At 75.9% G+C, this 26,136-nt stretch carries 28 protein-coding genes; 4 read left to right on the plus strand and 24 right to left on the minus strand.

The genetic code is table 11. The annotated features are described in order from the left end of the window. Positions 1–16: 16 nt before the first annotated feature. The gene (locus tag AC0IVP_RS14300) at positions 17–1,288 is read right to left on the minus strand and encodes a geranylgeranyl reductase family protein (protein ID WP_471757351.1); all 1,272 of its coding nucleotides are present in this window, start codon (positions 1,286–1,288) and stop codon (positions 17–19) included. A 194-nt stretch (positions 1,289–1,482) separates the two neighbouring features. Continuing rightward, a complete protein-coding gene (locus AC0IVP_RS14305; RefSeq protein ID WP_082556477.1) occupies positions 1,483–2,199 on the minus strand; it encodes a demethylmenaquinone methyltransferase in 717 nt (238 codons plus the stop codon). A 39-nt stretch (positions 2,200–2,238) separates the two neighbouring features. Between AC0IVP_RS14305 and AC0IVP_RS14310 the strand changes: the two genes are divergently transcribed. After that, positions 2,239–3,507 (plus strand): isochorismate synthase, encoded by a 1,269-nt coding sequence (locus tag AC0IVP_RS14310; protein ID WP_082556478.1) that lies wholly within the window; start codon positions 2,239–2,241, stop codon positions 3,505–3,507. 102 nt (positions 3,508–3,609) lie between these two features. Here the strand turns inward: AC0IVP_RS14310 and AC0IVP_RS14315 are convergent, their stop codons facing one another. The 5 genes from AC0IVP_RS14315 to AC0IVP_RS14335 all read right to left on the minus strand — a co-directional run bounded on the left by AC0IVP_RS14315 (position 3,610) and on the right by AC0IVP_RS14335 (position 7,965). After that, positions 3,610–4,455, minus strand: coding sequence for an aminoglycoside phosphotransferase family protein (locus tag AC0IVP_RS14315; RefSeq protein WP_056289355.1), 846 nt, complete (start codon positions 4,453–4,455; stop codon positions 3,610–3,612). A 72-nt stretch (positions 4,456–4,527) separates the two neighbouring features. Continuing rightward, positions 4,528–4,746, minus strand: a complete 219-nt coding sequence (locus AC0IVP_RS14320) for a helix-turn-helix domain-containing protein (protein ID WP_056289357.1) — start codon at positions 4,744–4,746, stop codon at positions 4,528–4,530. Further along, positions 4,746–5,225 (minus strand): DUF2975 domain-containing protein, encoded by a 480-nt coding sequence (locus AC0IVP_RS14325; protein ID WP_056289359.1) that lies wholly within the window; start codon positions 5,223–5,225, stop codon positions 4,746–4,748. Before AC0IVP_RS14325 ends, AC0IVP_RS14320 begins: the two co-directional genes overlap by 1 nt. 41 nt (positions 5,226–5,266) lie before the next feature. After that, the gene (menD, locus tag AC0IVP_RS14330; protein ID WP_471757354.1) at positions 5,267–7,030 is read right to left on the minus strand and encodes a 2-succinyl-5-enolpyruvyl-6-hydroxy-3-cyclohexene-1-carboxylic-acid synthase; all 1,764 of its coding nucleotides are present in this window, start codon (positions 7,028–7,030) and stop codon (positions 5,267–5,269) included. After that, positions 7,027–7,965 (minus strand): o-succinylbenzoate synthase, encoded by a 939-nt coding sequence (locus AC0IVP_RS14335; RefSeq protein ID WP_471757356.1) that lies wholly within the window; start codon positions 7,963–7,965, stop codon positions 7,027–7,029. The genes menD and AC0IVP_RS14335 overlap by 4 nt, the downstream gene beginning before the upstream one ends. A gap of 40 nt (positions 7,966–8,005) precedes the next feature. On the opposite strand from AC0IVP_RS14335, the gene menE reads away from it, so the two are divergent. Both menE and AC0IVP_RS14345 read left to right on the plus strand, forming a co-directional pair. Beyond that, positions 8,006–9,163, plus strand: a complete 1,158-nt coding sequence (gene menE, locus AC0IVP_RS14340; RefSeq protein WP_471757358.1) for an o-succinylbenzoate--CoA ligase — start codon at positions 8,006–8,008, stop codon at positions 9,161–9,163. Positions 9,164–9,165: 2 nt separating this feature from the next. Beyond that, a complete protein-coding gene (locus AC0IVP_RS14345) occupies positions 9,166–10,035 on the plus strand; it encodes a 1,4-dihydroxy-2-naphthoate polyprenyltransferase (protein WP_471757360.1) in 870 nt (289 codons plus the stop codon). A gap of 20 nt (positions 10,036–10,055) precedes the next feature. Here the strand turns inward: AC0IVP_RS14345 and AC0IVP_RS14350 are convergent, their stop codons facing one another. Continuing rightward, a complete protein-coding gene (locus AC0IVP_RS14350) occupies positions 10,056–10,352 on the minus strand; it encodes a DUF4229 domain-containing protein (protein ID WP_235564399.1) in 297 nt (98 codons plus the stop codon). Positions 10,353–10,362: 10 nt separating this feature from the next. After that, a complete protein-coding gene (locus AC0IVP_RS14355) occupies positions 10,363–10,887 on the minus strand; it encodes an Lrp/AsnC family transcriptional regulator (RefSeq protein ID WP_235564401.1) in 525 nt (174 codons plus the stop codon). Positions 10,888–10,972: 85 nt separating this feature from the next. On the opposite strand from AC0IVP_RS14355, the gene AC0IVP_RS14360 reads away from it, so the two are divergent. Continuing rightward, on the plus strand, positions 10,973–11,209 hold the full coding sequence (locus tag AC0IVP_RS14360) for a hypothetical protein (RefSeq protein ID WP_056289374.1): 237 nt from the start codon (positions 10,973–10,975) through the stop codon (positions 11,207–11,209). Positions 11,210–11,284: 75 nt separating this feature from the next. Here the strand turns inward: AC0IVP_RS14360 and AC0IVP_RS14365 are convergent, their stop codons facing one another. From AC0IVP_RS14365 to AC0IVP_RS14435, 15 genes are all read right to left on the minus strand, one after another. Then, positions 11,285–11,677 (minus strand): hypothetical protein, encoded by a 393-nt coding sequence (locus tag AC0IVP_RS14365; protein ID WP_157518917.1) that lies wholly within the window; start codon positions 11,675–11,677, stop codon positions 11,285–11,287. 117 nt (positions 11,678–11,794) lie between these two features. Beyond that, complete coding sequence (ccsB, locus tag AC0IVP_RS14370; protein ID WP_471757362.1) at positions 11,795–12,763, minus strand: c-type cytochrome biogenesis protein CcsB; 969 nt, start codon at positions 12,761–12,763, stop codon at positions 11,795–11,797. After that, positions 12,760–14,364 (minus strand): cytochrome c biogenesis protein ResB, encoded by a 1,605-nt coding sequence (resB, locus tag AC0IVP_RS14375; protein ID WP_471757364.1) that lies wholly within the window; start codon positions 14,362–14,364, stop codon positions 12,760–12,762. Before resB ends, ccsB begins: the two co-directional genes overlap by 4 nt. Continuing rightward, positions 14,361–15,191: a cytochrome c biogenesis CcdA family protein gene (locus tag AC0IVP_RS14380; protein ID WP_471757366.1), complete on the minus strand. Its 831-nt coding sequence runs from the start codon at positions 15,189–15,191 to the stop codon at positions 14,361–14,363. Before AC0IVP_RS14380 ends, resB begins: the two co-directional genes overlap by 4 nt. Position 15,192: 1 nt before the next feature. Further along, a complete protein-coding gene (locus AC0IVP_RS14385; RefSeq protein WP_056289388.1) occupies positions 15,193–15,768 on the minus strand; it encodes a TlpA family protein disulfide reductase in 576 nt (191 codons plus the stop codon). Continuing rightward, positions 15,765–16,409: a histidine phosphatase family protein gene (locus AC0IVP_RS14390; RefSeq protein WP_471757368.1), complete on the minus strand. Its 645-nt coding sequence runs from the start codon at positions 16,407–16,409 to the stop codon at positions 15,765–15,767. Before AC0IVP_RS14390 ends, AC0IVP_RS14385 begins: the two co-directional genes overlap by 4 nt. Continuing rightward, the gene (hemL, locus tag AC0IVP_RS14395; RefSeq protein ID WP_056289393.1) at positions 16,406–17,770 is read right to left on the minus strand and encodes a glutamate-1-semialdehyde 2,1-aminomutase; all 1,365 of its coding nucleotides are present in this window, start codon (positions 17,768–17,770) and stop codon (positions 16,406–16,408) included. The genes AC0IVP_RS14390 and hemL overlap by 4 nt, the downstream gene beginning before the upstream one ends. Then, positions 17,767–18,273 carry a hypothetical protein gene (locus AC0IVP_RS14400; RefSeq protein WP_471757370.1) on the minus strand — a complete coding sequence of 169 codons (507 nt, stop codon included), beginning with the start codon at positions 18,271–18,273 and terminating at the stop codon, positions 17,767–17,769. Before AC0IVP_RS14400 ends, hemL begins: the two co-directional genes overlap by 4 nt. Beyond that, a complete protein-coding gene (gene hemB / locus AC0IVP_RS14405; RefSeq protein ID WP_255352951.1) occupies positions 18,273–19,307 on the minus strand; it encodes a porphobilinogen synthase in 1,035 nt (344 codons plus the stop codon). The genes AC0IVP_RS14400 and hemB overlap by 1 nt, the downstream gene beginning before the upstream one ends. Beyond that, entirely contained in the window at positions 19,304–20,887 is a 1,584-nt protein-coding gene (locus AC0IVP_RS14410) for a bifunctional uroporphyrinogen-III C-methyltransferase/uroporphyrinogen-III synthase (RefSeq protein WP_056289398.1), read from the minus strand. Before AC0IVP_RS14410 ends, hemB begins: the two co-directional genes overlap by 4 nt. Positions 20,888–20,960: 73 nt before the next feature. Then, positions 20,961–21,902, minus strand: coding sequence for a hydroxymethylbilane synthase (hemC, locus tag AC0IVP_RS14415; protein ID WP_471757372.1), 942 nt, complete (start codon positions 21,900–21,902; stop codon positions 20,961–20,963). Further along, positions 21,899–23,278, minus strand: coding sequence for a glutamyl-tRNA reductase (locus tag AC0IVP_RS14420; RefSeq protein WP_056289404.1), 1,380 nt, complete (start codon positions 23,276–23,278; stop codon positions 21,899–21,901). Before AC0IVP_RS14420 ends, hemC begins: the two co-directional genes overlap by 4 nt. Beyond that, positions 23,275–23,973: a redox-sensing transcriptional repressor Rex gene (locus AC0IVP_RS14425; RefSeq protein ID WP_056289406.1), complete on the minus strand. Its 699-nt coding sequence runs from the start codon at positions 23,971–23,973 to the stop codon at positions 23,275–23,277. Before AC0IVP_RS14425 ends, AC0IVP_RS14420 begins: the two co-directional genes overlap by 4 nt. Positions 23,974–24,234: 261 nt before the next feature. Continuing rightward, on the minus strand, positions 24,235–24,480 hold the full coding sequence (locus AC0IVP_RS14430) for a glutaredoxin family protein (RefSeq protein ID WP_056289409.1): 246 nt from the start codon (positions 24,478–24,480) through the stop codon (positions 24,235–24,237). Then, positions 24,473–26,071, minus strand: coding sequence for a class I adenylate-forming enzyme family protein (locus AC0IVP_RS14435; RefSeq protein ID WP_471757374.1), 1,599 nt, complete (start codon positions 26,069–26,071; stop codon positions 24,473–24,475). The genes AC0IVP_RS14430 and AC0IVP_RS14435 overlap by 8 nt, the downstream gene beginning before the upstream one ends. Between the last annotated feature and the right edge of the window lie 65 nt (positions 26,072–26,136).

Genomic DNA, 26,136 nt, shown 5'->3' on the forward strand with positions numbered 1-26,136 from the left:
GGGCGGGGTCCCGCGGTCAGGCGGCGGGCAGCACCCGGGTCAGGACGGCGAGGGTCCGGTCCAGGGCGTCGCCGTCCCGGCCGTCGTGCAGGTTGCCCGTCAACCGCAGCGCGGCGCGCACCAGTGCGGGGCGTTTGAGACCGTGCGCCAGGGCGAACCGGGTGAAGTCGGGGCGGGCCAGCAGGGCCAGGAAGCCCGCGCCCAGCCGGTGGTGCCCGCCGTACTGCTCGGCCAGCCGCACCGGGTAGCGGCGCAGCGCGGCCTCCCGGGCCGGGCCCTCGGGCAGCGCCAGCGCCTCCACGGCCACCGCGGCGGCGGTCGCCGCGGTCTCCATGGCGTAGCTGATGCCCTCCCCGTTGAACGGGTTGACCGACCCGGCGGTGTCCCCGACCAGCAGCAGACCGCGGGTGTAGGCCGGCCGGCGGGACAGCGACGTGGGCAGCCCCGCACCGCGCAGCGGGGTGGCCGCCTCGACGTCGAGCTCCCACTCCGGGGGCAGGGTCGCCAGCCAGCGGCGGTAGACCGTGCGGGCGTCGTCGTCGGCGGTGCGGCGGGTGTCCAGGAAGCCGAAGCCGACGTTCGCCGTCCCGTCGCCCATCGGGAACAGCCAGCCGTAGCCGGGCATCGACGCGGCATCGGGCCCGCGGTCGGTCAGGTCGAAGGAGATGTCCAGGTACGGGTCGGCGCCCCGCGGCGTCGGCACGTACTGCCGGACGGCGACCCCCAGCGGCAGGTCGGTGCGCCGGTTGAGGCCCAGCGCCTTGGCCAGCCGGCCGGACAGGCCCTCGGCGGAGACGACCAGCGGCGCCCGCCAGGTGACCGGCTCCTTGTCCGGGCCGACCTGGGCCCGCACGCCGCAGACCCGGCCGGCGTCGTCGAGCAGCGGGTCGGTGACGGTGACGCCGTGGTGCACCTGCGCGCCGGCGGCCTCCGCGTGCCGCGCGAGCTGGTCGTCCAGGTCGGCGCGGGTGCGGATCAGCCCGTACCCCGGCCACCGCGACAGCTCCGGCCAGTCGACCTCGGTGACCTGCCCGCCGCCGAAGACCCGAAGGCCGCGGTGCCGGACCCAGCCCTGCGAGGTGTCCACGCCCATCGCGTGCAGCGCGGCGACCCCGCGCGGGGTGAGGCCGTCGCCGCAGACCTTCTCCCGCGGGAAGTGCGCCTTCTCCAGCACCACCACGTCGAGCCCGGCGGCGGCCAGCCAGTACGCGGCGCTCGACCCGGCCGGCCCGGCGCCCACGACCACGACGTCCGCGGACCGACCGGTGGGCTGGGGTGCGCTCGTCACCGGCCGATCCTACGGACGCTCAGCTGGGCGGCGGCGCGATCGGGTCGGTCGGGCTGGGCACCGGTGACGTCGGCGGGGTGGGCTCGGACGGGACCGGGTCCACCGGGGTGGGCGGGAGGCCGTCGGGACCGGGGTCGGGTGTCGCGGGGAACGTCATGCCCGGGGGTGCCCCGGCCGGCGCCCGCCCAACCGCCTCAGACCCGGGTGCCCCGGTGCAGCGCCACGATGCCCCCGGTCAGGTCCCGCCAGGCCACGTCGGCCCAGCCGGCGGCCTGCAGCTTCGCCGCCATCGCCGGCTGCGCTGGCCAGGCCCGGATCGACTCGGCCAGGTACACGTAGGCCTCGGGGTTGCTGCTGACCGCGGTGGCGATCTTCGGCAGCGCCTTCATCAGGTACTCGGTGTAGACGGTGCGGAACGGCGTCCAGACCGGGCTGGAGAACTCGCACACCACCAGCGTGCCGCCTGGGCGGGTGACCCGGCGGAACTCGCGCAACGCGGCGTCGGGGTCCGCGACGTTGCGCAGCCCGAAGGAGATGACGACGCCGTCGACGCTCTCGTCGGCCAGCGGCAGCGCCATCGCGTCCCCGGCGACCATCGGCACCGGCCGGTGGGACCCGGCACGCAGCATCCCCTGGGAGAAGTCACAGGCGATGGCGGTGACCCCACCCGAGGCCAGCTCGACGGTGGAGACCCCGGTGCCGGCGGCGACGTCCAGCACGGTCTGCCCGGGGCGGGCGCCCAGCGCCTCGCGGGTGGCCCGCCGCCAGCCGGCGTCCAGCCCGCCGGAGAGCACCGTGTTGGTCAGGTCGTACTTGCCCGCGACCCGGTCGAACATCGCGGCGACCTCGGCGGGGCGCTTGTCCAGCGTCGCGCGGTAGCCCGTGCCCTGTGTCGGATCTCCTGAGCTCACGCCCGACGACGATACGGCGGTGCTCCTACTCTGGAGCGGGTGAGCACGGTGGCCCTGGGCACTCCCCCAGCGACGGACGCCGTGGTCACGACCCCGCTCGGCACCCGCCGGACCCCCCTGCTCAACCTGCTCCCGGTCCAGGGCGCGGTCTCCTGGGTCCGCCGCGGCGAGGGCCTGGTCGGCTGGGGCGAGGCCGACCGGCTCGAGGTCAGCGGCCCCGGTGCGCTCGCCGAGGCCTCGGCCTGGTGGGCCGACCGCTGTGCCCGCACCGACGTCACCGACCCGCTCGGCGTCCCCGGCTCGGGGCCGGTCGTGTTCGCCTCGGTCGCCTTCGACCCCGCCGTCGGGACGTCGGTCTTCGTCGTCCCCGAGGTCGTGGTCGGACGACGGGGCGGGCAGACCTGGGTGACGACGACCGGCGACGCCGCCGACCGCCCGGTGCTGGAGACCTCCGGCGAGGAGGCCGACACCTCCATCGGCCAGCTGGCCTACGCCGACGGCGCCCTGGACCCGGTGACCTGGTGCGGTGCCGTGGCCCGGGCCGTGGAGCGCATCGACGCCGGTGAGCTGGCGAAGGTGGTGCTGGCCCGGGACCTGCTGGTCACCGCCGACCACCCGCTGGACCCGCGCCGGCTGCTGCTGCGCCTGGCCAGCCGGTTCCCCGACTGCTGGACCTTCGCCGTCGACGGGTTGCTGGGCGCCACCCCCGAGCTGCTGCTGCGCCGCACCGGCCGGGAGCTGTCCTCCCGGGTGCTGGCCGGCACCGCCGCCCGCGGTGCCGACGCCGAGGACGCCCGGCTCGCCGACGCCCTGGTGCACTCGGCCAAGGACCTCGCCGAGCACGAGTACGCGGTGGCCTCCCTCGCGCAGGCGCTGCGCCCGTTCTGCGCGACGCTGGACGTGCCGTCGTCCCCACAGCTGCTGACGCTGCCCAACGTGCGACACCTGTCCACCGACGTGCGCGGCACCCAGCGCCGGGACTCCACCGCCGGCCTGCTCGACCTGGTCGACGCGGTGCACCCGACCGCCGCCGTCTGCGGCACCCCCACCCCGGCCGCGGCCCGGGTGATCGCCGAGCTCGAGGGCATGGACCGCGGCCGGTACGCCGGCCCGGTCGGCTGGCTGGACGCCCGCGGCGACGGCGAGTTCGGCCTGGCCCTGCGCTGCGCCCAGCTCACCGGTGGCGACGGCGGCGCCCAGGCCCGGCTCTTCGCCGGCTGCGGCATCGTCGCGGGCTCGGACCCGGAGGCCGAGCTGGTGGAGACCAAGAACAAGCTCGCCGCCTTCCAAGCCGCCCTGGAGGACTGACCCCCCAGCGTCGGCATCCCAGCGTCGGCATCCCCGCGTCGAGTGCGGAGCCATGCCGGTCACCGGCAGCGGATGACCGGCATGACTGCGCACTCGACGGGCTCACGCGAGGACGGCGGCGAGGGTGGTGCGGGCGGCCGCACCGTTGTCGGGGTCTGCCAGGGTGATCACGGCCTTCCAGAGCGCCCAGCCGCGGCCGCGGGCCCAGGTGTCGTCGTCCACGGCCAGTCGCTCCCGGTAGACAGCGCGGGCCTCCCCCTCGAACACCGTCCACGCCGGGACGACGTCGCACGCGGGGTCGCCGACGCCGGCGCAGCCCCAGTCCAGCAGGGCCGTGAACCGGCCGTCGCGGACCAGGACGTTGTCCGCCGCGACGTCGCCGTGGAACCAGACGGGTGGGCCCTCCCAGCGGGTCGCCACCGCTGCGTCGAGCACCCGGTCGGCACGCTCGCGGTCCGCCGCGGGCAGCGCACCCACCGCCGTCCGGGCCTCCGCCTCGTAGTGCCGGAGGGACGCACCACGGTGGGCGCTGTGCTGCCCGGGCGGTGGCCCGTCGGCGGCGGGGACGGCGCGCAGCGCGACCAGGGCGTCCGCCAGGTCGCCGGCCAGTGTCAGCGGGTCGCCGTCCGCCCGGGACGCGACCTCACCGGGCAGCCAGCGGCGCACCGACCAGGGCAACGGGAAGACCTCGTCCGGCTCGACCACGGCCACGACCTCGGGCACCGGGTGTGCCAGGTGCGCGGCCAGGTGCGGCAGCCACCGCACCTCCTTCACCAGCTGCGGCACGTACCCGCCGGCGGTGGGCAGCCGGACGGCGAGGGCGTCGCCCAGCCGGTACGTGCGGTGGTCGTGGCCCTGCGGGTCGACGGCCCGCAGCGGCAGCCCGGCCCACGCCGGTAAGGCCCGCGCCACCACCCGGGCGGCGAGGTCGAGGTCGGGGTGTGTCACGGGACGATCCTGGCCGCCCCGTCCAGCGGGTTCCCCGGGGTCAGGGCGTCCCGGGGTCAGGGCGTCTCGGGGTCAGGGCGTCTCGGGGTCGGGCTCCCACTCCAGGAGGTCGCCGGGCTGGCAGTCCAGTACCCGGCACATGGCCTCCAGGGTGCTGAACCGGACGGCCTTGGCGCGCCCGTTCTTGAGCACCGCGACGTTGGCCGGGGTGAGGCCGACGCGTTCGGCGAACTCCCCGACGCTCATCTTGCGGCGGGCCAGCTCGACGTCGATCCGCACGACGATGGGCATCAGATGACCTCGTCGAGGTCGCTGCGCAGCACGGTGGCCTGCTTGAGCAGCGACCGCATGACGACGACGACCAGCCCGAGGACGGCGACGCCGGTGGCCACGAGCAGCACCAGCAGCAGGAAACCGGGGTCGTCGGCGGTGGCGCCGACGAGCACGAGCAGGCACAGCAGCAGCAGCTCGGCCCCGGCGACCGCGTAGACGATGGTGTCGACCCAGCGGATGGAGGCCGTGGTGAAGATCTGGTCGCGCTGCACCAGGGTCAGCAGCCGCCACGTGCAGACCAGCACGACCTGCACGCAGAGGACGCCCAACACCGCCCCGACGGTGAGCGGCCAGCGCAGCCAGGCCGACCCGGGGTCCTGCTCGGCCATGTGCCTGAACTGGCCGGGCAGCGACATCACCTGCAGCAGCAGGAGCACCGCGAAGAGCACCACCAGGCCGGCCCGGAGGAGCGGCACCACACGTCGGGTCGTCAACACCCATCGATCATCGATGGGAAACGATCGGGTGTCAACCACCGTCACCCGAGCGCGTCGGCTGCCAGCCGCCCCAGCCGCACGGCGAGCTCGGCCTCGGCCCGCTGGTCGGTCCGCACCACGACCACCCGCGGTCCCCCGGCCCGCAGCGCCGTCACCAGCTGGCCCGGCTCACCGACCGCGGTCGCCGCCCAGCCCAGCGACCGGGCCACCGCCACCAGGTCCCGGCCGTGCGGGGTGCCGAACACCCGGCGGTAGGACGCCGCGTGCTCCGAGCGGCCCGGCTCCAGCTGGGCGAAGATCCCGCCGCCGTCGTTGTCCGGGACGACGACGGTCAGGTCGGGCACCGGCTCGCCGTCCCCGGTGAGCAGGCCGGTGAGGTCGTGCAGGAACGTCAGGTCGCCCATCAGCGCGAACGCCGGACCCCCGCCGGCGCCCTGGTGGGCCAGGGCGGCGCCGATCGCGGTGGAGATCGTGCCGTCGATGCCGGCGACCCCGCGGTTGGCCAGCACGGTGAGCCCGGCCCGCGGCACGGCCAACCGGTCGACGTCCCGGATCGGGTTCGAGGACCCGACCACCAGCAGCGCCCCGGCCGGCAGCGCGGCGACCAGGTCGCGGGCCAGCCGGGCGGCGGTGAGCCGGGGGGCGGCGTCCAGCTCAGCGTCCAGGGCCGCACCCACGCGCTGCGACGCCGTCGCCCACGCCTGCGCCCAGCCCTCGGCGGGCCGGTGCCCGGAGGAGTCCAGGCCACCCAGGGCCGCGCCCGGGTCGGGCAGCACGCCGCTGACCGAGGCCGACCCGCGGCCGGCGTCGGCCCAGTGCGGGTGCGGCGTGAAGGTCTCCACGGCGACGTCGGGGTCGGCCAGCAGCGCGCTCACCGGCCGGGTCAGCGTGGGCCGGCCGACGACCAGCACCCGGTCGGGCCTGTGCTCCGCGGCCCAGGCGCCCGACCCCAGCAGCAGGGCACCCGCCCGGACGGCGCCCGCGGCACCCCAGGCGCCGCTGCTGGGCTCGGCGACCACCGGCCAGCCGCGCTGGTCGGCGACGACGGAGGTGCTGCGGCCGACGGCCGACGGGGCGTCCCCGGCGACGACGAGGGTGCGTCGCTGGCGGGGCCGGGTGGTGGTGGCGCTCGGCGGCAGCGGCGTGGTGGTCATCGGACCGGTGCCCGGGGCGGCCGTGGTCCAGGCCGCGCCGTCGGGACGGCCGGCCCACGGGCCCTCGGGCACGGCCGGGCGCGGGTCGGCGCCCTCGGGCATCAGCGGCTCGCGCAGCGCCAGGTTCAGGTGCACCGGGCCGGGGTCGCCGGACAGCGACCCCCGGGCCACCAGCAGCGCGCGGGCCACCAGCGAACGCCAGTACCGGTTCTGCTGGGCCTCCCGGCCCACCTCCGGCGTCCCGAGGTCGGCGGCCAGCCGGACGGCGCCGCCGTACAGCCCGACCTGGTCGATCGTCTGGTTCGCCCCGGTGCCGCGCAGCTCCGGCGGGCGGTCCGCGGTCAGCGCCAGCAGCGGCACCCCGCTGTGCGAGGCCTCCAGCACGGCGGCGTGCAGGTGCGCGGTCGCCGTCCCCGAGGTGGTGAGGACCGGCACCGGCCGGCCCGAGGCCTTGGCCAGCCCGAGGGCCAGGAACGCCCCGGTGCGCTCGTCGATGCGCACGTGCAGCCGCAACCGGCCGGACAGCTCGGCCTGGTGCAGCGCGAGGGCCACCGGCGCCGAACGCGACCCCGGGCAGACGACGGCGTCGGTCACCCCACCGCGGACCAGCTCGTCGACCAGGACCCGGGCGAAGGCGGTGGAGGGGTTCACGCGGCGACCCGCTCGAGCCGCTCGCGCCAGCGGCGGTCGGTGTCCGCGTCGGCGGCGACGTCGTCGACCCGGTCGGGGACGACGGCGCCCACCGGCAGCGCACCGTCCACCGCGAGCAGCGGCGTGGAGCTCACGTCGGCGGTGAACAACGCCAGCGAGCCCAGCCCGCACGCGAAGGGCAGCTCCGGCAGCGCCGCGGCCAGCGCGACCCCGGCGGCCAGGCCGACCGAGGACTCCAGGGCCGAGGACACCACGCACGGCAGCCCGTGCGCCTGGGCGACCGCCAGCGCCGCGCGGACGCCGCCCAGGGGCTGCACCTTGAGCACGACCACGTCGCAGGCCTCCCGCAGGTCCACGCCCAGCGGATCGGCCGCGCGGCGGACCACCTCGTCGGCGGCGACCCGGACGTCGATCCGGCGGCGCAGCGCGACCAGCTCCTCGACGGTGGCCACCGGCTGCTCGACGTACTCCAGGCCGAACCGGTCCAGCACGGCGATCCGGGCGACGGCGGTGTCGACGTCCCAGGCGGCGTTGGCGTCCACCCGGAGGCCACCGGAGGGGCCCAGGGCGTCCCGGACGGCCTCGACCCGGGCCTCGTCGTCGGCGGCGATCTGGCCGGGCTCGGCGACCTTGACCTTCGCCGTCCCGCAGCCCGAGGCGGTCACGATCGCGTGCGCCTGCTCGGGGCCGACCGCCGGCACGATGCAGTTGACCGGGACCGAGGACCGCACCGGGTCCGGCCAGCCCACGGTCGCGGCCTCCACGGCACTGGCCCACCAGCGGCGGCTCTCGGCGTCGTCGTAGTCCCAGAACGGGGAGAACTCGCCCCAGCCGGCCGGCCCGCGCACCAGGACGCCGTCCCGGACGTCGATGCGGCGGAACCGGGTGCGCAGCGGGGTGCTGTAGACCCGCACGTCGGACAGGCCCTCGATCACCGGCCCAGGGTATGCGGGCACCGCCGTACCCTGGTCCCTCGTGGCCCGGCAGCTCTCCCTGGTGCCCGCGCCGCCCCTGGGCCCCGCGGTGCTCAGCGACGTCTGGCCGGCCCTGCGCGCGGCCCTGGACGGCGCCGCCCCGCTGGCCGTGCTCCCCGCCGGCGACGGCCCGGCCGCGGCCGCCCGTGCCGCGCTGCGCGCCGACGAGCCGCTCGAGGAGGGCACCGACCTCGTCGTCGTCACCTCCGGGTCCACCGGGACGCCGCGCGGGGTGCTGCTGTCCGCCGACGCCGTCCGGGCCAGCGCGACCGCCACCCTGGACCGCCTCGGCGGACCCGGCGACTGGCTGCTCGCCCTGCCGGTCAGCGCCGTCGCCGGGCTGCAGGTGCTGGCCCGCTCCGCGCTCGCCGGCCGCACCCCCACCGTGCTGGCCGCCGGCGGCTCGCTGACCGACGCGGTCGCCGCGATGCCCACCGGACGCCGCTACACGGCCCTGGTGCCCACCCAGCTCCGCCGCGCCCTCGCCGCCGAGCCCGACGCACTGTGCGCCTTCGACGCGGTGCTGGTCGGCGGCGCCGCCACCGACCCCGACCTGCTCGCTGCCGCCCGCGACGCCGGGGTCGCGGTGGTGACGACGTACGGCATGAGCGAGACCGCCGGCGGCTGCGTCTACGACGGCGTCCCGCTGGACGGCGTCGCCGTGCGGGTCACCGACCACGGCATCGAGTTGTCGGGCCCGCAGCTGGCGCTGGGCTACCGGCTCGACCCGGCCGGCACCGCCGGCGCCTTCACCCGCGACGCCGACGGCGCACGCTGGTTCCGCACCCGGGACGCCGGCGCCCGGGAGCCGGACGGCGAGCGACGACTGCGGGTCCTGGGCCGGCTCGACGACGTCGTCGTCTCCGGCGGCGTCAACGTCTCCCCGCAGGCCGTCGAGGCCGCGCTGCGCGCGCACCCTGCCGTCGCCGACGCCGTCGTCACCGGTCTGCCCGACCCCGAGTGGGGGCGGCGGGTGGTGGCTGCCGTCGTCCCGGCGCCCGGGGAGACCCCGCTGCTGACCGCCCTGCGCCCGTGGGTGACCGAGCGGCTGGGTGCGGCGTCCGCCCCGCGCGAGCTGCACCTGGTCGCCGCCGTCCCCCTGCTGCACTCCGGCAAGCCCGACCGCCGGGCCGTCGCCCGGCTCATCGAAGGAGCCTGACCATGGCCACCCCCGCGCAGTGGGTCGCCGGCGCGCGACCCAGGACGCTGCCCGCCGCCCTCGCCCCGGTCCTCGTGGGGTCCGGCGTCGCGCAGGCCCTGGACGGCTTCCGGCTGGTGCCCGCCCTGCTGGCACTGGTCGTCGCGCTGGCCCTGCAGGTCGGGGTCAACTACGCCAACGACCACTCCGACGGCAAGCGCGGCACCGACGCCGACCGGGTCGGCCCGATGCGGCTGGTCGGCTCCGGGGCGGCCAGCGCGTCCGCCGTCCTGGTGGCCGCGCTGCTGGCCTTCGCCGTCGCCGGCGTCGCCGGGATCGCCTTGGCGGCGCTGTCGAGCTGGTGGTTGGTCGCCGTCGGCGCGGTGAGCATCGTGGCCGCCTGGACCTACACCGGCGGCCCGATCCCCTACGGCTACCGGGCGCTGGGCGAGGTCTTCGTGTTCGTCTTCTTCGGCCTGGTCGCAGTCGTCGGGACGACGTTCGCCCAGACCCGGACCGTCGAGGGCCTGGCGTTCGCCGCCGCCGTCCCGGTCGGGCTGCTGATCACCGCGATCCTGGTGGTGAACAACCTGCGCGACGTGCACGGCGACGCCGCCGTCGGCAAGCGGACGCTGGCCGTGCTGCTGGGTGAGCAGGCCACTCGGTACGCCTTCACCGGGCTGATCGTGGGCGCCTTCGTGGTGGTGGCGCTCATCGGGCTCAGCCGCCCGTGGGCCCTGCTGGGGCTGCTGGCGGTGCCCCTGGCGGTCCCGCCGGTGCGCACGGTGCTGCGCGGCGGCGTGGGCCCGGCGCTGATCACCGCACTGTCGGGCACCGGGCGGCTGACGCTGGTCGCCGGGGTCGTCCTCGCCGTGGGGCTCGCCCTCAGCTGATCCGTGCGTGTCCGGTCGGCTCAGCCGATCGGGTCGTCGGTGCCCTTCAGCCGGGCCCGCAGGTCTTCCTTGCCGGCCTTGCGCGTGGAGGACCGGGCTGCCATGGCCTCGGTGAGCCGCTCGCGGATCGGCTTGAGCAGCACGAAGGACAGCGGCATGGACAGCAGCAGGCCGAACAGCAGCCCGGGGAAGCTGCCCAGGCCCAGCACCCACAGCAGCGCCACGAGCGCGGCGGCCAGCGCCAGCCGGCCCAGCGTGTAGAGCGCCAGCAGCGGCCAGACCGACGGCGGCTGGGCCGGGCCCCCGGTCGGGCTCACGGGACGGTTCTCACTCGGTGCGGCCATGACGGCCCTCCCACTTGGTCGACAGCACGACGGTCGTCCGGGTGCGTGCGACGCCCCGGATCCGGTTCAACGCGCTGATGGTGTCCTCCAGTGCCGGGATGTCGGTCACCCGGACCTTGAGCACGTAGCCCTCGGAGCCCGCGGTGCGCCAGCAGTCCTCGACCGAGGGCAGCGCGGACATCGCCTCCTCCAGGCCGACGTCGTCGACCTGGTCGCTCTCGATGACCCCGACCAGCGCCGTCACGCCCAGCCCCACCTTGGGCGGGTCCACCAGGGCCGTGTAGCCGGTGATCACCCCGCTGCCCTCGAGCTTGCCGACCCGCTCGTGCACGGCGGGTGCGGACAGGCCGACCTGCCGGGCGAGCTCGGCGTAGCTGGCCCGCCCGTTGGCCCGCAGCAGGTCGATCAGCTGCTCGTCGACGGCGTCGATGGGGGGCCTCCAGGGGCGTGGATCGGTCGGCGTGTGCGGGTCGGCGCGCGGGCGACCGGGGACGGGGTGCGTGATCACCCGACCCGAGTATCGCCGCGGTCGTACATTGGGTGCAGAGCGGGTCGGTGCACGCAGGACGCAGGTCGGGGAAGAGGGTGGCCCAGTGGTCTTTCTGGTGATGCTGGTGATCGCGATCGGCGTGGTGGTGCTGGTGATGCGCGCTGCCGCCGTGCAGGGCGGGGGTCCCGGCGGCTCCGACGGGCGCGGCGGCACCCGGGCACCGCGGCCGCCGCGTGGGCCCAAGCCGCCGCAGCGCTTCCTGGCCCCGGACGACGACCCGGACTTCCTGCGCGAGCTGGACCGTCGCACCAAGCGCGACGACGGCACGCCCAGCGCCTGACCCACGGCTCACGAGGCCGGCACCACGGAGGCCCCACCCGCACGCGGGTGGGGCCTCCGTCGTCTGCAGGGGGCCTCAGGCGGCGCTGGTGCCCGACCGCGCCGAGGTGTGACCGCCGCCGAAGAACCGGCGCCAGCCCGCCCGCCGGGGCGTCTCGGACTCCGCTGCGGTGGACTGCCCGGCGACGTCCGCGGCCTCGAGGGCGGCGATCACCGAACCGTCGTCGGCGGCGTCCCGCGCGGGATCGGTGGCCGGCTCGGGCTCAGCGGGCCAGCCCAGGCCCTCGCCACGACCCGGGGCCTCGGGCCAGCCGACCGCCGAGGCGACCGGGCCGGTCGGGGGCAGTGCGGCCACGACGTTGGGCGCGCCGGGCCGGTGCGTGCCGGTCCCGGGCGCGGCCCGACGCTGGAGGGCCTGGGCCACCAGGGGGTGCACGACGGCCTCGTCGAGGGCGGTGTGCTTACCCACGGTGGGGTCCACAGAGCTCGCTCATGCGTGCAGCGTCGCACGACATGCGCGTTCGAGCACGTGTTCCCGGTGCGACACCCCTCGCAGGAGTGACGCTGTGTCACCGCCGGGAGTCGGTCAGCTCACCCCACCGTAGGAGTGCAGGCCGGTGGAGACCATGTTCACGTACAGCAGGTTGAAGACCATGACGCCCAGGCCCACCACGTTGACCCATGCCGAAGGACGACCCCGCCAGCCGGCGGTCGTGCGGGCGTGCAGGTAGGCGGCGTAGACGACCCACGCGATGAACGCCCAGGTCTCCTTGGGGTCCCAGCCCCAGAACCGGCCCCAGGCGCTCTCCGCCCAGATGGCGCCGGCGATGACGGCGAAGGTCCAGATCGGGAAGCCGAAGACAGCGGTGCGGTGCGCGGTGCGGTCCAGCGCGGCGGCGCTGGGCAGCCGGTGCACGATCCGGGACAGCGGGCGCTCACCGGCGGCGATCTTGGCCTCGTAGCGGGAGCGCACCAGGTACATGACGCTGGCGATGCCGGAGACGAAGAAGATGCCGAAGCCCAGGATCGCGGTGCTCACGTGCACGGCGAGCCAGCTCGAGCGCAGCGCGGCGACCAGCGGGCCGGCCGAGGCGTAGAGGAACAGGCCGATGCCGACCATGGACAGCACGACCGGGGCCAGCACGAAGACGCCGATGTGCCGCAGCGCCGGCGTGCGCAGCGCGAGCACCACGTAGACGACGACGGCGACCAGCACCACGGCGGTGCCGAACTCGTACATGTTGCCCCAGGGCAGCCGGTCGGTGGCCACCCCGCGGGTGACCAGCACCCCGGCGTGCACGACCGCGCCCAGCAGCGTCAGCCCCATCGCGACGGCGCCGACCCGACGGGCCTTGACCGGCTCTTCGTCCACGGGCGGGAGGCTCGCCGTGGTGGTCGGCCCACCACCGGCGCCGACCAGCTCACGGGACACCGCGGGGGCCTTCTTGCCGCCGAAGGCCAGTTCGGCGCAGAACGCGACGACCGCCACCGAGTACAGCGCCACGGCGATGGAGAACAGGGTGTCCGACAGGGCGGCGAGCGAGGGGTCTGTCACGAGCTGGGGTTCTCCTTGGCCGTGGCCCGGCGGCGCAGCGCCGCCGAGACGTCGTCGGTGAGTGCGGTGAAACGTGGAGCGGTCTCGGCGCTGCCCCGGGTGAGGGAGCCGACGCTCAGGACGGTACCCGCGTCGCCGGGGCCCGGGCCGACACGGGCGAAGACCCGCTCCCGGCGCAGCAGCAGCATCCCCAGCAGCCCGACCAGGACCGCGACGGCAGCACCCAGCACGTAGACCTGCCCCGGGTCGTGGGACAGCTGCATGGCCGCGAACTCCTTGAGCCCGGAGAACGTGACGACCGTCCCGTCGGCCAGCGTGGTGGACTCCCCGATCGCCAGGTTGGCCCGGCCGACCTCGGTGAGGCTGCCGCGGTCGATCTGGGTCTGGTCGACCGAGTACACCGACTGCGGCAGCCCGGAGTCCAGGCCCAGGTAACCCGAGTAGACGAAGAGGGCGACCTGCGGGTCCAGCGGGCGCGGGTCGATCGAGGTGAGGACCCCGCCCTGGGTGGAGCCGGTGGGGGCGAAGAAGCCCTCCAGGGCGAGCTGCTCGTCCGACCCGGGGACGTCGGGCAGCTTGAGCGCGCCCTGGCTGGCCATCGTGGTCGTGTCCGAGGGCAGGAACGGCGCACTGACGTCGGTGAAGCTCTGCCCGCCCGGGAACGTCACGGTGAAGACCGGGGAGAAGCCGTGGCCGGTGACGTAGACCCGGTCGCCGTCCACCCGCAGCGGGGAGTTGACCCCGATGGTCGCGTTGCGGCTGGCGGCACCGGCCAGCCCGTAGCCGATGTCGGCGGTGAAGGAGGCCGCGGTCAGGTTCTCCTCGTACTCGGCCTTGAAGTCCTCCAGCGTCACGCACAGCGGCGTCATGTCCGAGGCGTCGACCAGGGCCCCGGACCGCGAGGTGTCGTACTGCTGGAAGGTGTTGCAGAACCGGTCGCCCTCGGTGACCAGGATGCTGCCCTCGTAGCCCCAGAGCTTGCCGCCGGCCAGGCCCAGCAGCAGCGCCAGCAGGGCCAGGTGGAACACGACGTTGCCGGTCTCCTTGAGGAAGCCCTTCTCCGCCGACAGCTCGGGACCGTGCCGGCCGTTGCGGCGGACCACCCGGAAGCGGCGGACCCGCAGCTCTTCCTCGACCACGTCCAGGGTGGCCGCGGCGTCCAGCTCGGAGTCCAGCGTCGCGCTGTCGGGCAGCCGGTGCAGGTGCCGCGGCGCCGGCGGCGGCTGGGCCAGCACGGCTCGGCCGTGCTCGATCGCCCGCGGGACGACGCAGCCGATCAGCGAGATGAACAGCAGCAGGTAGATCGCGGCGAACCACGGCGAGCTGAAGACGTCGAAGAGGTAGAACGCGTCCAGGACCGGGGCCAGCGTCTCGTGCTCGCGGAAGTAGCCGGTGACCTGGCTCTGGGACAGCGACCGCTGCGGGAGCAGGGACCCCGGGATCGCGGCGAGCGCGAGCAGGAACAGCAGGATCAGCGCGGTGCGCATCGCGGTCAGCTGCCGCCACCAGCGCAGCAGCGTCGTCCCGACCCGGCGCAGCGGCGAGGGAGCCGGCGGCGGGCCGGGGGCGGCGGCCGCGGGCCGCTCGACGGTGGTGGTCACAGCAGGCCCTCCCCGAAGCCGGTGGCAGCCAGCCAGGAGCGGAACCAGAGCATCATCTCGGTCCAGGCACCGGTCAGCAGGAGCAGTCCGACGACGACCAGCACGACCCCGCCGAAGCGGGTGACGGCGGCGGCGTGCCGGCGCAGGAACGAGGTGGCCCCGACCGCCCAGCGGGCCCCGAGCGCCACCAGCACGAACGGCACGCCCAGGCCCAGGCAGTAGGCGACGCCCAGCAGGGCCCCGCGACCGGCGGTGGCCTCGGAGAAGGCCAGGTTCTGCACGGCGGCCAGCGTCGGGCCCAGGCACGGCGTCCAGCCCAGCCCGAAGACGACGCCCAGCAGCGGCGCGCCGGCCAGCCCGGCAGCGGGGCGCACGGTCATCCGCTTGGTGCGCTGCAGCAGCGGGAGCCAGCCCAGGAAGCCCAGGCCGACCAGCACGGTCACCCCGCCCATGACCCGGGTGATCTCCTCGTTGTAGACCAGCAGCAGCCGGCCCAGCCCGCCCACGGCGGTGCTGATCGCCACGAAGACGGCGGTGAAGCCCAGCACGAAGAGGACCGCGCCCAGCACCATCCGCCCGCGCGGGGAGCGCTCGTCCACCGCGGGCCGGACGGCGGTGGCCACCGACCCGTCACCGGCGGGGCCGGCAGCAGCCGGGGTCGTCGTCCGGGCGCCGCTGCCGACCAGGCCGGTGACGTAGGACAGGTAGCCGGGCACCAGCGGCAGCACGCAGGGCGAGGCGAAGCTGATCAGGCCCACCAGCGCCGACACCGCGGCGGCCACGAGCAGCGGGCCGTCGGTGACCAGGCCGGCGAAGGTCTCCCCCACGTCAGTCCTCCTCGCCCAGGACGCGCTCGAGGACGGCGCGCAGGTCCTCCTGGCTCACCGTGCCGGTGTAGACCGCCGCCACCCGGTAGTCGCCGTCCAGCACGATCGTGCTGGGGATCGCCGAGGCCGGGTAGTCGCGGAAGGCGAGGGCGACCTCGCTGGCCGGGTCGTACAGGGAGGGGAAGGTGATGTCGGCGTCGGTGACGAAGGCGTCGGCGAACTGCTGGTCGGTCTCCTTGACGTTGATGCCGAGGAACTGGACCCCCTGGCTCTCGACCTCCTCGTAGACCTCCTGGAACTCCGGGGTCTCGACGCGGCACGGCGGGCACCAGGAGCCCCAGAAGTTGAGCACCGCGACGTCGCCGGACAGCTCGCGGGACTCGAAGTCCTCCCCGGACAGCAGCGTCCCGGCGAACTCGGGCGCCAGCGCGCGGTCGGCGACGTCGATGACCTCGCCGGCCGGGGTCGCCTCGACGAACCGGAACTGCCCGCCGTTGTTGACGTCCACGGCCCCCGACCCGGTGCTGCAGCCGGTGAGCGCGACCGCGGCCAGGGCCGTCACCAGTGCCTTCCTCATGCGCCACCCACCGTGCCCCGACCGGCCGGGCCGGCGGGCTCGGCGTAGTCCACCCGGGTCAGCTCGTCGCCGGCGTAGGTGAGCGAGGTGACGCTGGCCAGGCCGCACTGCCGCTTGCGGGGGTCGTGCAGGTAGCGGCGGCCCTCCACGTGCAGGCGCAGCGTCCAGATCGGCAGCTGGTGGCTCACGCAGACCGCGGCGCTCCCCCGGGCGGCGTCCCGGGCGGTGTCCACGGCAGCCAGCATCCGGGCGGCGATCTCGTCGTAGGGCTCGCCCCAGCTGGGCTTCCACGGGTTGCGCAGCCGCCACCAGTTGGCCGGGTGCTTGAGCGCGCCGTCCCCGACGCCGAAGGTCTGCCCCTCGAAGTCGTTGCCGGCCTCGATCAGCCGGTCGTCGGTGGCGATCGGCAGGTCCAGGGTCTCGGCGATCGGGGCCGCGGTCTGCTGCGCCCGGACCAGCGGCGAGGCCACCAGGTGGGTGATCGGCCGGCGGGTGCCGAAGAACCCCGCGGCGGCGCGGGCCATGCCGTGCCCGGCGTCGGACAGCTCGAAGCCGGGCAGCCGCCCGTAGAGCACACCCGTGGGGTTGAAGACCTCGCCGTGGCGCAGCAGGTGGACGACGGTGGTCTCGGGGGCGGTCACGGCTGCAGCGCCTGGGCGTCGTGGGAGACCGCCGGGGCGGTGCCCGGGGTCGCGGCGGCCGCGGCGCGGGCCGCCGCCGGCAGCGCCTGCAGCACGTGGCCGACGGCGTCGTCGTCCATCGCGGCGTTGACGAACCAGGACTCGAAGGCCGAGGGCGGCAGGTAGACCCCGGAGGCCAGCATCGAGTGGAAGAAGGCGGTGTGCCGGGCGGTCTCCTGGGTGCGCGCGTCGTCGTAGTCGCGGACGCGGCGCTCGTCGGGCACGAAGAACACCGAGAACATCGACCCGGCCTGCTGGACCCGGTGGGCGACGCCGGCGGCCATCAGCTCGGCCGACACCGCCCCGCGCAGAGTGGCGGCGACGGTGTCGCAGCGGTCGTAGACGTCGGGGGTGCAGTGCCTCAGCGTGGTGAGCCCGGCCGCGACGGCGACGGGGTTCCCGGCCAGCGTGCCGGCCTGGTAGACCGGGCCCAGCGGGGCCAGCTGGTCCATCAGGTGTGCCTTGCCGCCGAAGGCCGCGGCCGGCAGTCCGCCGCCCATGACCTTGCCGAAGGTGAACAGGTCGGCGTCGACGGGGTCCAGGCCCTGCCAGCCGGCGCGGGTGACCCGGAAGCCGGTCATCACCTCGTCGATGACCAGCAGCGCCCCGTGGGCGGCGGTGATCCGGCGCAGGTGGGCGTTGAACCCGTCCAGTGGCGGGACGACGCCCATGTTGCCGGCGGCGCCCTCGGTGATGACGCAGGCGATCTCGCTGCCGCGCTCGGCGAAGACGGCCTCGACGGCGGCCACGTCGTTGTAGGGCAGCACCACGGTGTCCGCGGCGGCCCCGGTGGTGACGCCGGGGGTGTCGGGCAGGCCCAGGGTGGCGACGCCGGAGCCGGCCGCGGCCAGCAGCGCGTCGACGTGGCCGTGGTAGCAGCCGGCGAACTTGACCACGACGGGGCGGCCGGTGGCGCCGCGGGCCAGCCGGATCGCCGACAGCACGGCCTCGGTGCCGGAGTTGACCAGCCGGACCTTCTCCACCGCGGGGACGCGGTCCACGATCTCGGCGGCCAGCTCGACCTCGCCGGCGGTGGGGGTGCCGAAGGAGAACCCGCGGGAGGCGGCCTCGACGACGGCCTCCACGACGGCCGGGTGAGCGTGGCCCAGGATCATCGGGCCCCAGCTGCTGACCAGGTCGACGTAGCGGCGGCCGTCGACGTCGGTGATCCACGGGCCGGACCCGGACGCCATGAAGCGCGGGGTCCCGCCGACGGCGCGGAACGCGCGGACCGGGGAGTTCACCCCGCCCGGGGTGACCTGGGCGGCGCGGTCGAACAGCGCCGCCGACGTCGGGGCCTCGTAGGGGTACGGGGTGTTCACGGCTCCACTCTCCCAGGCTCGTCGGTCGGGGCGGCGGCCCCGGGGTGGGCTGTGAGCAGGGCCTCCGTCAGCTGTGCGGGGTGCCGGGTGGGCACCAGCACGGTGGTGCCGTCGGTGCGCCGCAACGGCAGCCCGACCCGGCCCCGCGGGAGGACGGCGCCACCGCCCAGCACCGGGGCGCCCACGTCGACGCCGGCCGACCCGCTGACCAGGGCCTCCCGGTCGACGTCGGCCAGCCGGAGGTCCTCCCGGCCCACGGTCAGCACCGCGTCGGGGCCGCGACCGGCCACCCGGACCGACCAGACGCGGTCGGCCGCGACCACCCCGGTGGCCACCACGCCGAGCACCGCGACCACCGCCACGACCCACACCAGCAGCGGCACGTCACCGCCGGGGAGGGCGACGTCGAGCACGACGAGCACGGCGAAGACGCCGGCCAGCGCGCCGAACGTGCGCCAGGAACCGCCGCGCTCGGTGTACCGGGCGGCGTCCCCCGCGGGCATCAGCGCAGCCAGCGGGCGGCCTCGACCGCCCAGTAGGTCAGCACGGTGCTGGCGCCCGCGCGGCGGATCGAGGTCAGCGTCTCCAGCACCGCGCGCTTGCGGTCGACCATGCCGCGCTCGGCGGCGGCCTCGACCATCGCGTACTCACCGCTCACCTGGTACGCGCTGACCGGGACGTCGACGGCGTCGGCGACCCGGCGCACGATGTCCAGGTAGGGCAGCGCGGGCTTGACCATCACGGCGTCGGCGCCCTCGGCGAGGTCCTGCCGGACCTCGCGCAGCGCCTCGTCGGCGTTGGGCGGGTCCATCTGGTACGTCGAGCGGTCGCCGAACTGCGGGGCGCCCTCGGCGGCCTCGCGGAACGGGCCGTAGAAGCCCGAGGCGTACTTGGCGGCGTAGGCGAGCACCGGGGTCTCGGTGAACGCGGCGCTGTCCAGGCCGGCCCGGATGGCGGCGATCTGGCCGTCCATCATCCCGCTGGGGGCCACCAGGTGCGCCCCGGCCTGGGCCTGGGCGATCGCCACGGCGGCGTAGCGGTCCAGCGTGGGGTCGTTGTCCACGACCCCGGCCGGGGTGACGACGCCGCAGTGCCCGTGGTCGGTGTACTCGCACAGGCACAGGTCGGCCATCAGCACGAGCTCGTCGCCGAGGTCGGCACGCAGCTGCTGCAGCGCGACGTTGACGATCCCGTCGGCGGCGTCGGCCTGGGAGCCCACCGCGTCCTTCACGGCCGGGATGCCGAAGAGCATCAGCCCCGAGATCCCGGCCTCGGCCGCCTCGTGGGCGGCCCGCCGCAGCGAGTCCAGCGAGTGCTGGACGACGCCGGGCATCGAGCTGATCGGCACCGGCTCGGACACGTCCTGCTTGACGAAGACCGGCAGCACGAAGTCGGCGGGGGCCAGCCGGGTCTGCGCCGTCATCCGGCGCATGGCCGGGGTCGAGCGCAACCGCCGTCCCCGGGCGAAGCCCGGGTTCGCGCCCTGACTCCGCCCTGCGCCCGGATCCCGCCGACCCGGCAGGCCCCCGCCGGTCACTCGGCGTCCTCGGCGGTGTCCTCCGCGGGGGCGGCCGCCGGGGCGGCGGTGCCCTCGGCCTCGGCCCGGCGGGCCTCGGCGAAGGCGGCCAGCGCGTCGACCAGCGGGCCGACCGCGGCCGTCTCGGGCTGGACGTCGACCCGCAGGCCGAACTCGGTGGCGCTGCTGGCGGTGGCCGGCCCGATCACCGAGACGACGGTGCGGGCGTGCGGCTTGCCGGCGATGCCGACCAGGTTGCGCACCGTCGAGGAGGAGGTGAAGCAGACGGCGTCGAAGCCGCCGCCCTTGATGGCCTCGCGCACGGCGGCAGCCGGCGGCGCGGCGCGCACGGTGCGGTAGGCGGTGACGTCGTCGACCTCCCAGCCCCGGTCCTTGAGGCCCGCGGTGAGGGTCTCGGTGGCGATGTCGGCTCGGGGCAGCAGGACCCGGTCGATCGGGTCGAACACGTCGTCGTAGGGCGGGAAGTCCACCAGCAGGCCCTCGGAGGACTGCTCGCCGGCGGGCACCAGCTCCGGGACGATGCCGAAGTCGCGGACGGCCTGGGCGGTCTGCTCCCCGACGCAGGCGACCTTGACCCCGGCGAACGCGCGGGCGTCCAGGCCGAGCTCGGCGAACTTCTCCCGGACCGCGCGCACGGCGTTGGTCGAGGTGAAGACGATCCAGCCGTAGCGGCCGGTGACCAGGCCCTTGACGGCGCGGTCCATCTGGGCCGGGCTGCGCGGGGGCTCCACGGCGATGGTGGGCACCTCGACGGGGACGGCGCCGTAGGCCCGCAGCCGGTCGCTCATCTCACCGGCCTGCTCACGGGTGCGGGGCACCAGCACGCGCCAGCCGAACAGCGGGCGGGACTCCCACCAGGAGAGCTTGCCGCGCTTGTCGACGACGGAGCCGACGGTGGCCACCACGGAGCCCGCGAGCGCCTCGAGGCCGGCGGTCTTCTCCGCGATCGCCGACAGCTTGGCCACCACGGACTTCTGCGCGGTGCCGGTGCCCTCGGCGGTGACGACGACCGGGGTGTTGCCCGACAGCCCGCCCTCGAGCAGGCCGGTGGCCACGGTGGGCAGCTGGTCCACCGCGACCTGCAGCACCAGCGGGCTGTTGGTCCCGGTGGCGGCGGCGGCGAGCGCAGCCGGGTCGGCCGGGGACTCCCCGCGCAGGTCGGCCTGCACGGAGCCCGCGCCCAGCGCCACACCGGCGTAGGCCGGCACGGCGGTGCCGACGGCCACCCCGGGGACGACGTCGAAGGCGATGCTGGTCCGGGTGACCGCCAGGGTCTCCTTGACCACGCCGTCGGTGGTGAACGGGTCACCGGCGACCAGCCGGACGACGACGGAGCCGTTCTTGGCCGCCGTCACCGCGGTCTTGGCGATCTCGGCCGGCTCGCCGGACACCACGCTGATCTCCACGTCGGGGTGGGACTCCCGGATCGCGTCGGTCAAGGGCGCCGGGACGTCGCCGTCGGTCAGCACCAGGTCGGCGGCGGCCAGCGCGTCGGCCGCCCGCGTGGTCAGCAGACCGGGGTCGCCGGGGCCGGCCCCGACGAAGACGACTCGACCGGGCTGCTTGCGTGAGCGCGTCATCGCGTGCTCCTCATTCTGATCCCCGCGGGTGCGGGGTCGGTGCGGGTGGAACAGGGCAGGTGGGGGGTGTGGTTCACCGGCTGGCCGCCATCAGGTCGGCGGCGCCGCGGTCGAGCAGCTCGGCGGCGAGCTCGCGGCCGAGCCGCGCCGCGTCGGGTGCGGGCCCGGAGGTCGACCCGCGGACGGCGTCGCTGCCGTCCAGCGCGGTGACCGAGGCCCGCAGGTAGAGCTCGTCGGTGCCGTCCTCGGCCTCGCCGACCTCGGCGTGGGCGGCGACGGGGGCACTGCAGCCGGCCTCGAGGGTGGCCAGCACGGTGCGCTCGGCGACGACGCAGGCGCGGACGGCGGGGTCCTCGAGCGAGGCGAGGGCGGCCAGGGTGGCCGCGTCGTCGGTGCGGCACTCGACGGCCAGCGCGCCCTGGGCGGGCGCGGGCAGGACCTGGAGCGGGTCGAGGACCTCGGTGACGGCGTCGAGGCGGCCCAGCCGGGCCAGGCCCGCCCGGGCGAGCACGACGGCGTCGAGGTCGCCGTCCTGGCTGCGGCCCTTGACCCGGCGCATCCGGGTGTCCACGTTGCCGCGGATCGGGACGACGTCCAGACCCAGGCCCAGGGCCCGCAGCTGGGCGACCCGGCGCGGGGCGCCGGTGCCGATGGTGGAGCCGGGCGGCAGCTCGCCGAGGGTCAGGCCGTCGCGGGCCACCAGGGCGTCGCGGGGGTCCTGCCGGGCAGGCACCGCGGCGATGGTCAGCCCCGGTTCCTCCGCGGTCGGCAGGTCCTTGTAGCTGTGCACGGCCAGGTCCACGGTGCCGGCGCGCAGCGCGTCGCGCAGGGCACTGACGAACACCCCGGTGCCACCGAGCTGGCTGATGGCGGCGGAGTTCACGTCGCCCTCGGTGGTGATGTGCACCAGCTCCACCGGCGTGCCGGTGGCCGCGGTGATCGCATCGGCGACGTGCTGGGACTGGGTGAGGGCCAGCAGGCTCCGGCGGGTGCCCAGCCGCAGCGGGGCGGTCACGAGACCTCCCGGTCGACCGGCAGCTGGCTCAGCGACGTCGCCGCCGGCAGTGCGGGGTCGACGGTCACCGCCCCGGCCAGCGAGGACGTGGTGTCGGCGTCCAGGCCGAGGCCGAACAGGGCCCGCAGGGCGTCGGCGTAGTCGGTGCCACCGGGGGCACTGGCCAGCTCCTTGACCCGCACGGTGGGCTCGTGGAGCAGCTTGTCGACCACCCGGCGGACGGTGCGGGCGATCTCGCTGCGCGCGCGGGCGTCCAGGTCGGGCAGCCGGGAGGACAGCCGCAGCAGCTCGGCGTCGACGACCTCGGCGGCCTGGCTGCGCAGCGCGGACACCGTGGGGGCCACCGAGGCTGCCTGCCGCTCGGCGCGCAGCAGCGAGGTCTCCAGCTCGACCAGGGCGTGGGCGGCGGCGATGTCGTCGGCGGCCACGGACCCGGCGACCGGGCGGCCGTGCTCGTACCGCTCGCCCTGCAGCATCGCCAGGTCCACGACGTGCACGCCGGGCAGGGTGGCGACGGCCGGGTCGACGTCGCGGGGCAGGGCCAGGTCCACCACGACCAGCGGGCGGTCGCCCCGGCCGGCCATCGCGGTGGTGACGACGTCGGTGCCGATGACCGTGCCCGTCGCGCCGGTGCAGGTGACCAGCACGTCGGCGACGGCGAGCTCGGCGGGCAGCGTCTCCAGGTCGGCGGAGCGGCCCTCGATGGCCTCGGCCAGCCGGGCGGCCGAGGCCGGCGTCCGGCTGGAGACGGTGACGGCCGCGCCGCGGCGGGCCAGCGTGGTGGCGGCCAGCGCGCCCATGGAACCGGCGCCGACGACCAGCACCGGGCGCCCGGTGAGGTCACCGATCCGGTCGGTGACCCGCTCCAGGGCGACCGACACCAGCGAGGCGCCGGCCTTGTCGATGCCGGTCTCGGCGTGCACCCGCTTGCCCACCCGCAGCGCGCGCTGGGTGATCGGGTGCAGCTCGCGGCCGACGGTGCCCTCCTGCTGGGCCAGCGCGTAGGCCGCCCGCAGCTGGCCGAGCACCTGGGTCTCCCCGACCACCATCGAGTCCAGCCCGGCGGCGACGGTGCACAGGTGCCCGATGGCCTGGTCCTCGTAGTGCACCGTGACGTAGGGCGACAGGTCCTCCACGGTGGCCCCGGCGTGCCGGGCGAGCACCCGGCTCACGTCGGTGACCCCGCCGTGGAACCGGTCGACCTCGGCGAAGACCTCGACCCGGTTGCAGGTGGCCAGCACCAGCGCCTCGGTGACGTGCTCGCTGTCGAGGAGCTCGTGGAGGGTCTTGACCGTGTCGTCGCCGTTCATCGCGACCTGCTCGAGCAGGGCGACGGGCGCGGTCTGGTGGCTGATGCCGACGGCGAGCAGGCTCATCGGGTGGCCGCCTGCGGGACGGTGAGGTCGTTCGGGACGGTGTCGGGCACCAGCTGCACGCCCTTCTGCTGGTCGAGGAAGGCGAGCACCTGCAGCTCGACCGAGAGGTCCACCTGACGGACGTCGACCCCGGCCGGCACGCTGAGCGTCTGCGGCGCGAAGTTGACGATGCTGCGCACCCCGGCGGCGACGAGCCGGTCGCAGACCGACTGGGCGACCGTGGCCGGGGTGGTGACGACGGCGATGGTCACGCCGTGCTCGGCGACCACGGCCTCCAGCTCGTCGACCGGACGCACCGCGGTACCGCCGACGACGGTGCCGACCCGCTGCGGATCGGCGTCCAGCAGGCCGACGAAGGAGAAGCCGCGGCTGCCGAAGCCGGCGTACCCGGCCAGCGCCGAGCCCAGGTTGCCCATGCCGACCAGCACGCAGGCCCGGTCGGACTCGACGCCCAGCGCGCGGGCCAGCCGTTCGCGCAGGGAGGGCACCGAGTAGCCGACGCCACGGACACCGCACGGGCCCAGGTAGGAGAGGTCCTTGCGCAGCCCGGCCGGGTTGACCCCGGCCGCCGAGGCCAGCTCGCCGGAGGACACGTGGCTGCGTCCACCGTCGGCGAGACCGCTGAGCACCCGCAGGTACACGGCCAGCCGGGCGACGGTGGCCTCCGGGATGACCCGGGGGCGCGGCTCTGGCACGCGTCCTCCTCGGTGTCGCTGGGCCTGGACGTCGCGGGGACGTCGCGGGGCGGTGGTCGTCGGGCGCCTCACCGGGCACCACCGGGGGTGGGATCGGGTGCGAGGAGGGCGGTCGTCCGGCGTGCGTCTCCCGCCGGCAACTCCACGGTAACCGCTTGTGAACGCTGGAACAAAGTCGCTGAGGGCGTCGGCGCAGGTCACAGCGCCCTGCTGTGGCCGACGCCACGCACCGGACGCCTACCACGGGGGTGGACCAGCGGGTCAGGCGGTCCCGAGGTCGCGGCGCAGCCGGTCGACGTCGACGGTGAAGTAGGAGTGCTCGCGGCCGTCGAGCAGCACGACCGGTACCCGGTCGCCGAACTCGGCCTGCAGGTCGGGGTCGGCGTCGACGTCGACCGCGGTGACGGCCAGCCCGGCCTCGGCGGCCAGCCGGTCCAGGGTCTCCGCGGCCGCCACGCACAGGTGGCAGCCCTCCCGGGTGAGCAGCTGCAGCTCGCGCTCAGGCACCCTCGCCGACCCCCTCGACCGTCTCGGTCTCGGCGGCCATCCGGTCCAGCCCCAGCTCGCGCAGCCGGGCCCGGCTGACCTTGCCGGTCAGGGAGTGCGGCAGCTGCGCGACGAAGGTGAACGTGGCCGGCACCTTGAACCGGGCCAGCGAACGCGCCGCGTGGGCCCGCAGCGCGTCGGCGTCCACGGTGCTGCCGGACGTGCGGACGACGACCGCGCGCACCGACTCACCGGTGCGGTCGTCGGGCATCCCGACGACCGCGGCCTCGGCCACCTCGGGGTGCTCCTCCAGGACCCGCTCGACCTCACCGGGGTAGACGTTGAAGCCGCTGACCAGCACCAGGTCGCGGCGGCGGTCGACCAGGTGCAGGTCGCCGACGGCGTCCCGGTAGGCGATGTCGCCGGTGAGCAGCCAGCCCTCGGCGTCCGGGCCGTCGGCGCCGTCGGGCCAGTAGCCGCTGAACAGGTTGGCCCCACGCACGCAGACCTCGCCGGCGGCGTCGGCCGGGTCGTCGCCGAACGGGTCGCCGAAGACGTCCTCGCGGACCTTGCTGCCCGGGTCCGGGCCCGCACCGGGCCCACCGGCGGTGTCCCGCAGCACCAGCTCCACGCCGGGCAGCGGGGCGCCGATGCACTCGGGCTCGGCCCGGCCGGTGACCAGCGTGGTGGCCAGCACGGGGGCGGCCTCGGTGAGGCCGTAGCCCATCCACACGGTGACCGCGGCCCGGTCCCGCATCGCCGTCCAGATGCGGGCGGGCAGCGGGGCGGCCCCGCAGCTGGCGGTGTGCACGGCGGCGAAGGCCCGGCGCAGCGCGGTGTCCGAGCCGGCGCCGTCGGCCGCGGCCAGCCAGGCCTGGTACATCGGCGGCGCACCGGGGACGGCGCTGACGCCCTCGCGGGCCATCAGCTCCAGGGTGGCGACCGGGTCGAAGGAGTCGACGAGCACGCCGCACGCCCCGGTCGCCGCGACAAGGCCCAGGGCGCCGTTGAGGCCGTAGACGTGGAACAGCGGCAGCACCAGCAGCACGACGTCGCCGGGGCGGACCGGGGCCGGCTGCACGGAGAGCACCTGCTGCTGGTTGGCCAGCAGCGCGGCGTGGGTGAGCATCGCCCCGCGGGGGCGACCGGTCGTGCCGCTGGTGTAGCAGAGGACGGCCAGCGCGGAGGGGTCGTCGCGGTCGGCCGGCGGCGCGTCGTCGGAGGCCGGCGGGCCGGCCAGCGCGGGCACCCCGCCCGGGGCGGTCCGCTCGGTGGTGCCCACCAGCAGCCGGGCGCCGGAGTCGCCGAGCAGGTGCTCGAGCTCGGGGTCGGTGTAGGCGGTGTTCACCGGGACGACGACCAGCCCGGCGCGCAGCGCGCCCACCACCGCGACCACCCAGTCGACCCCGTTGGGCAGCTGGACGGCGACCCGCTCCCCCGCGGTCAGCCCGCGGGCGGCGTAACCGGCCGCGGCCCGGTCGACCGCGGCGTCCAGCTCGGTCCAGCTCAGCCGGCGCTCGCCCTGGACCAGCGCCGGGGCCGACCCGGAGGCGGTCGCGGCGGCGCGCACCAGACCGTCGAACGTGCGGACGTCGCTGCGGCCAGCCGGCACCGGGACCACCCTCCTGCTCAGGCCGCGTCCTCCGCACGGGTCACCGCCCCACCGGGTCGGGGGCG

The sequence above is a fragment of the Klenkia sp. AC732 genome, from assembly GCF_979256525.1.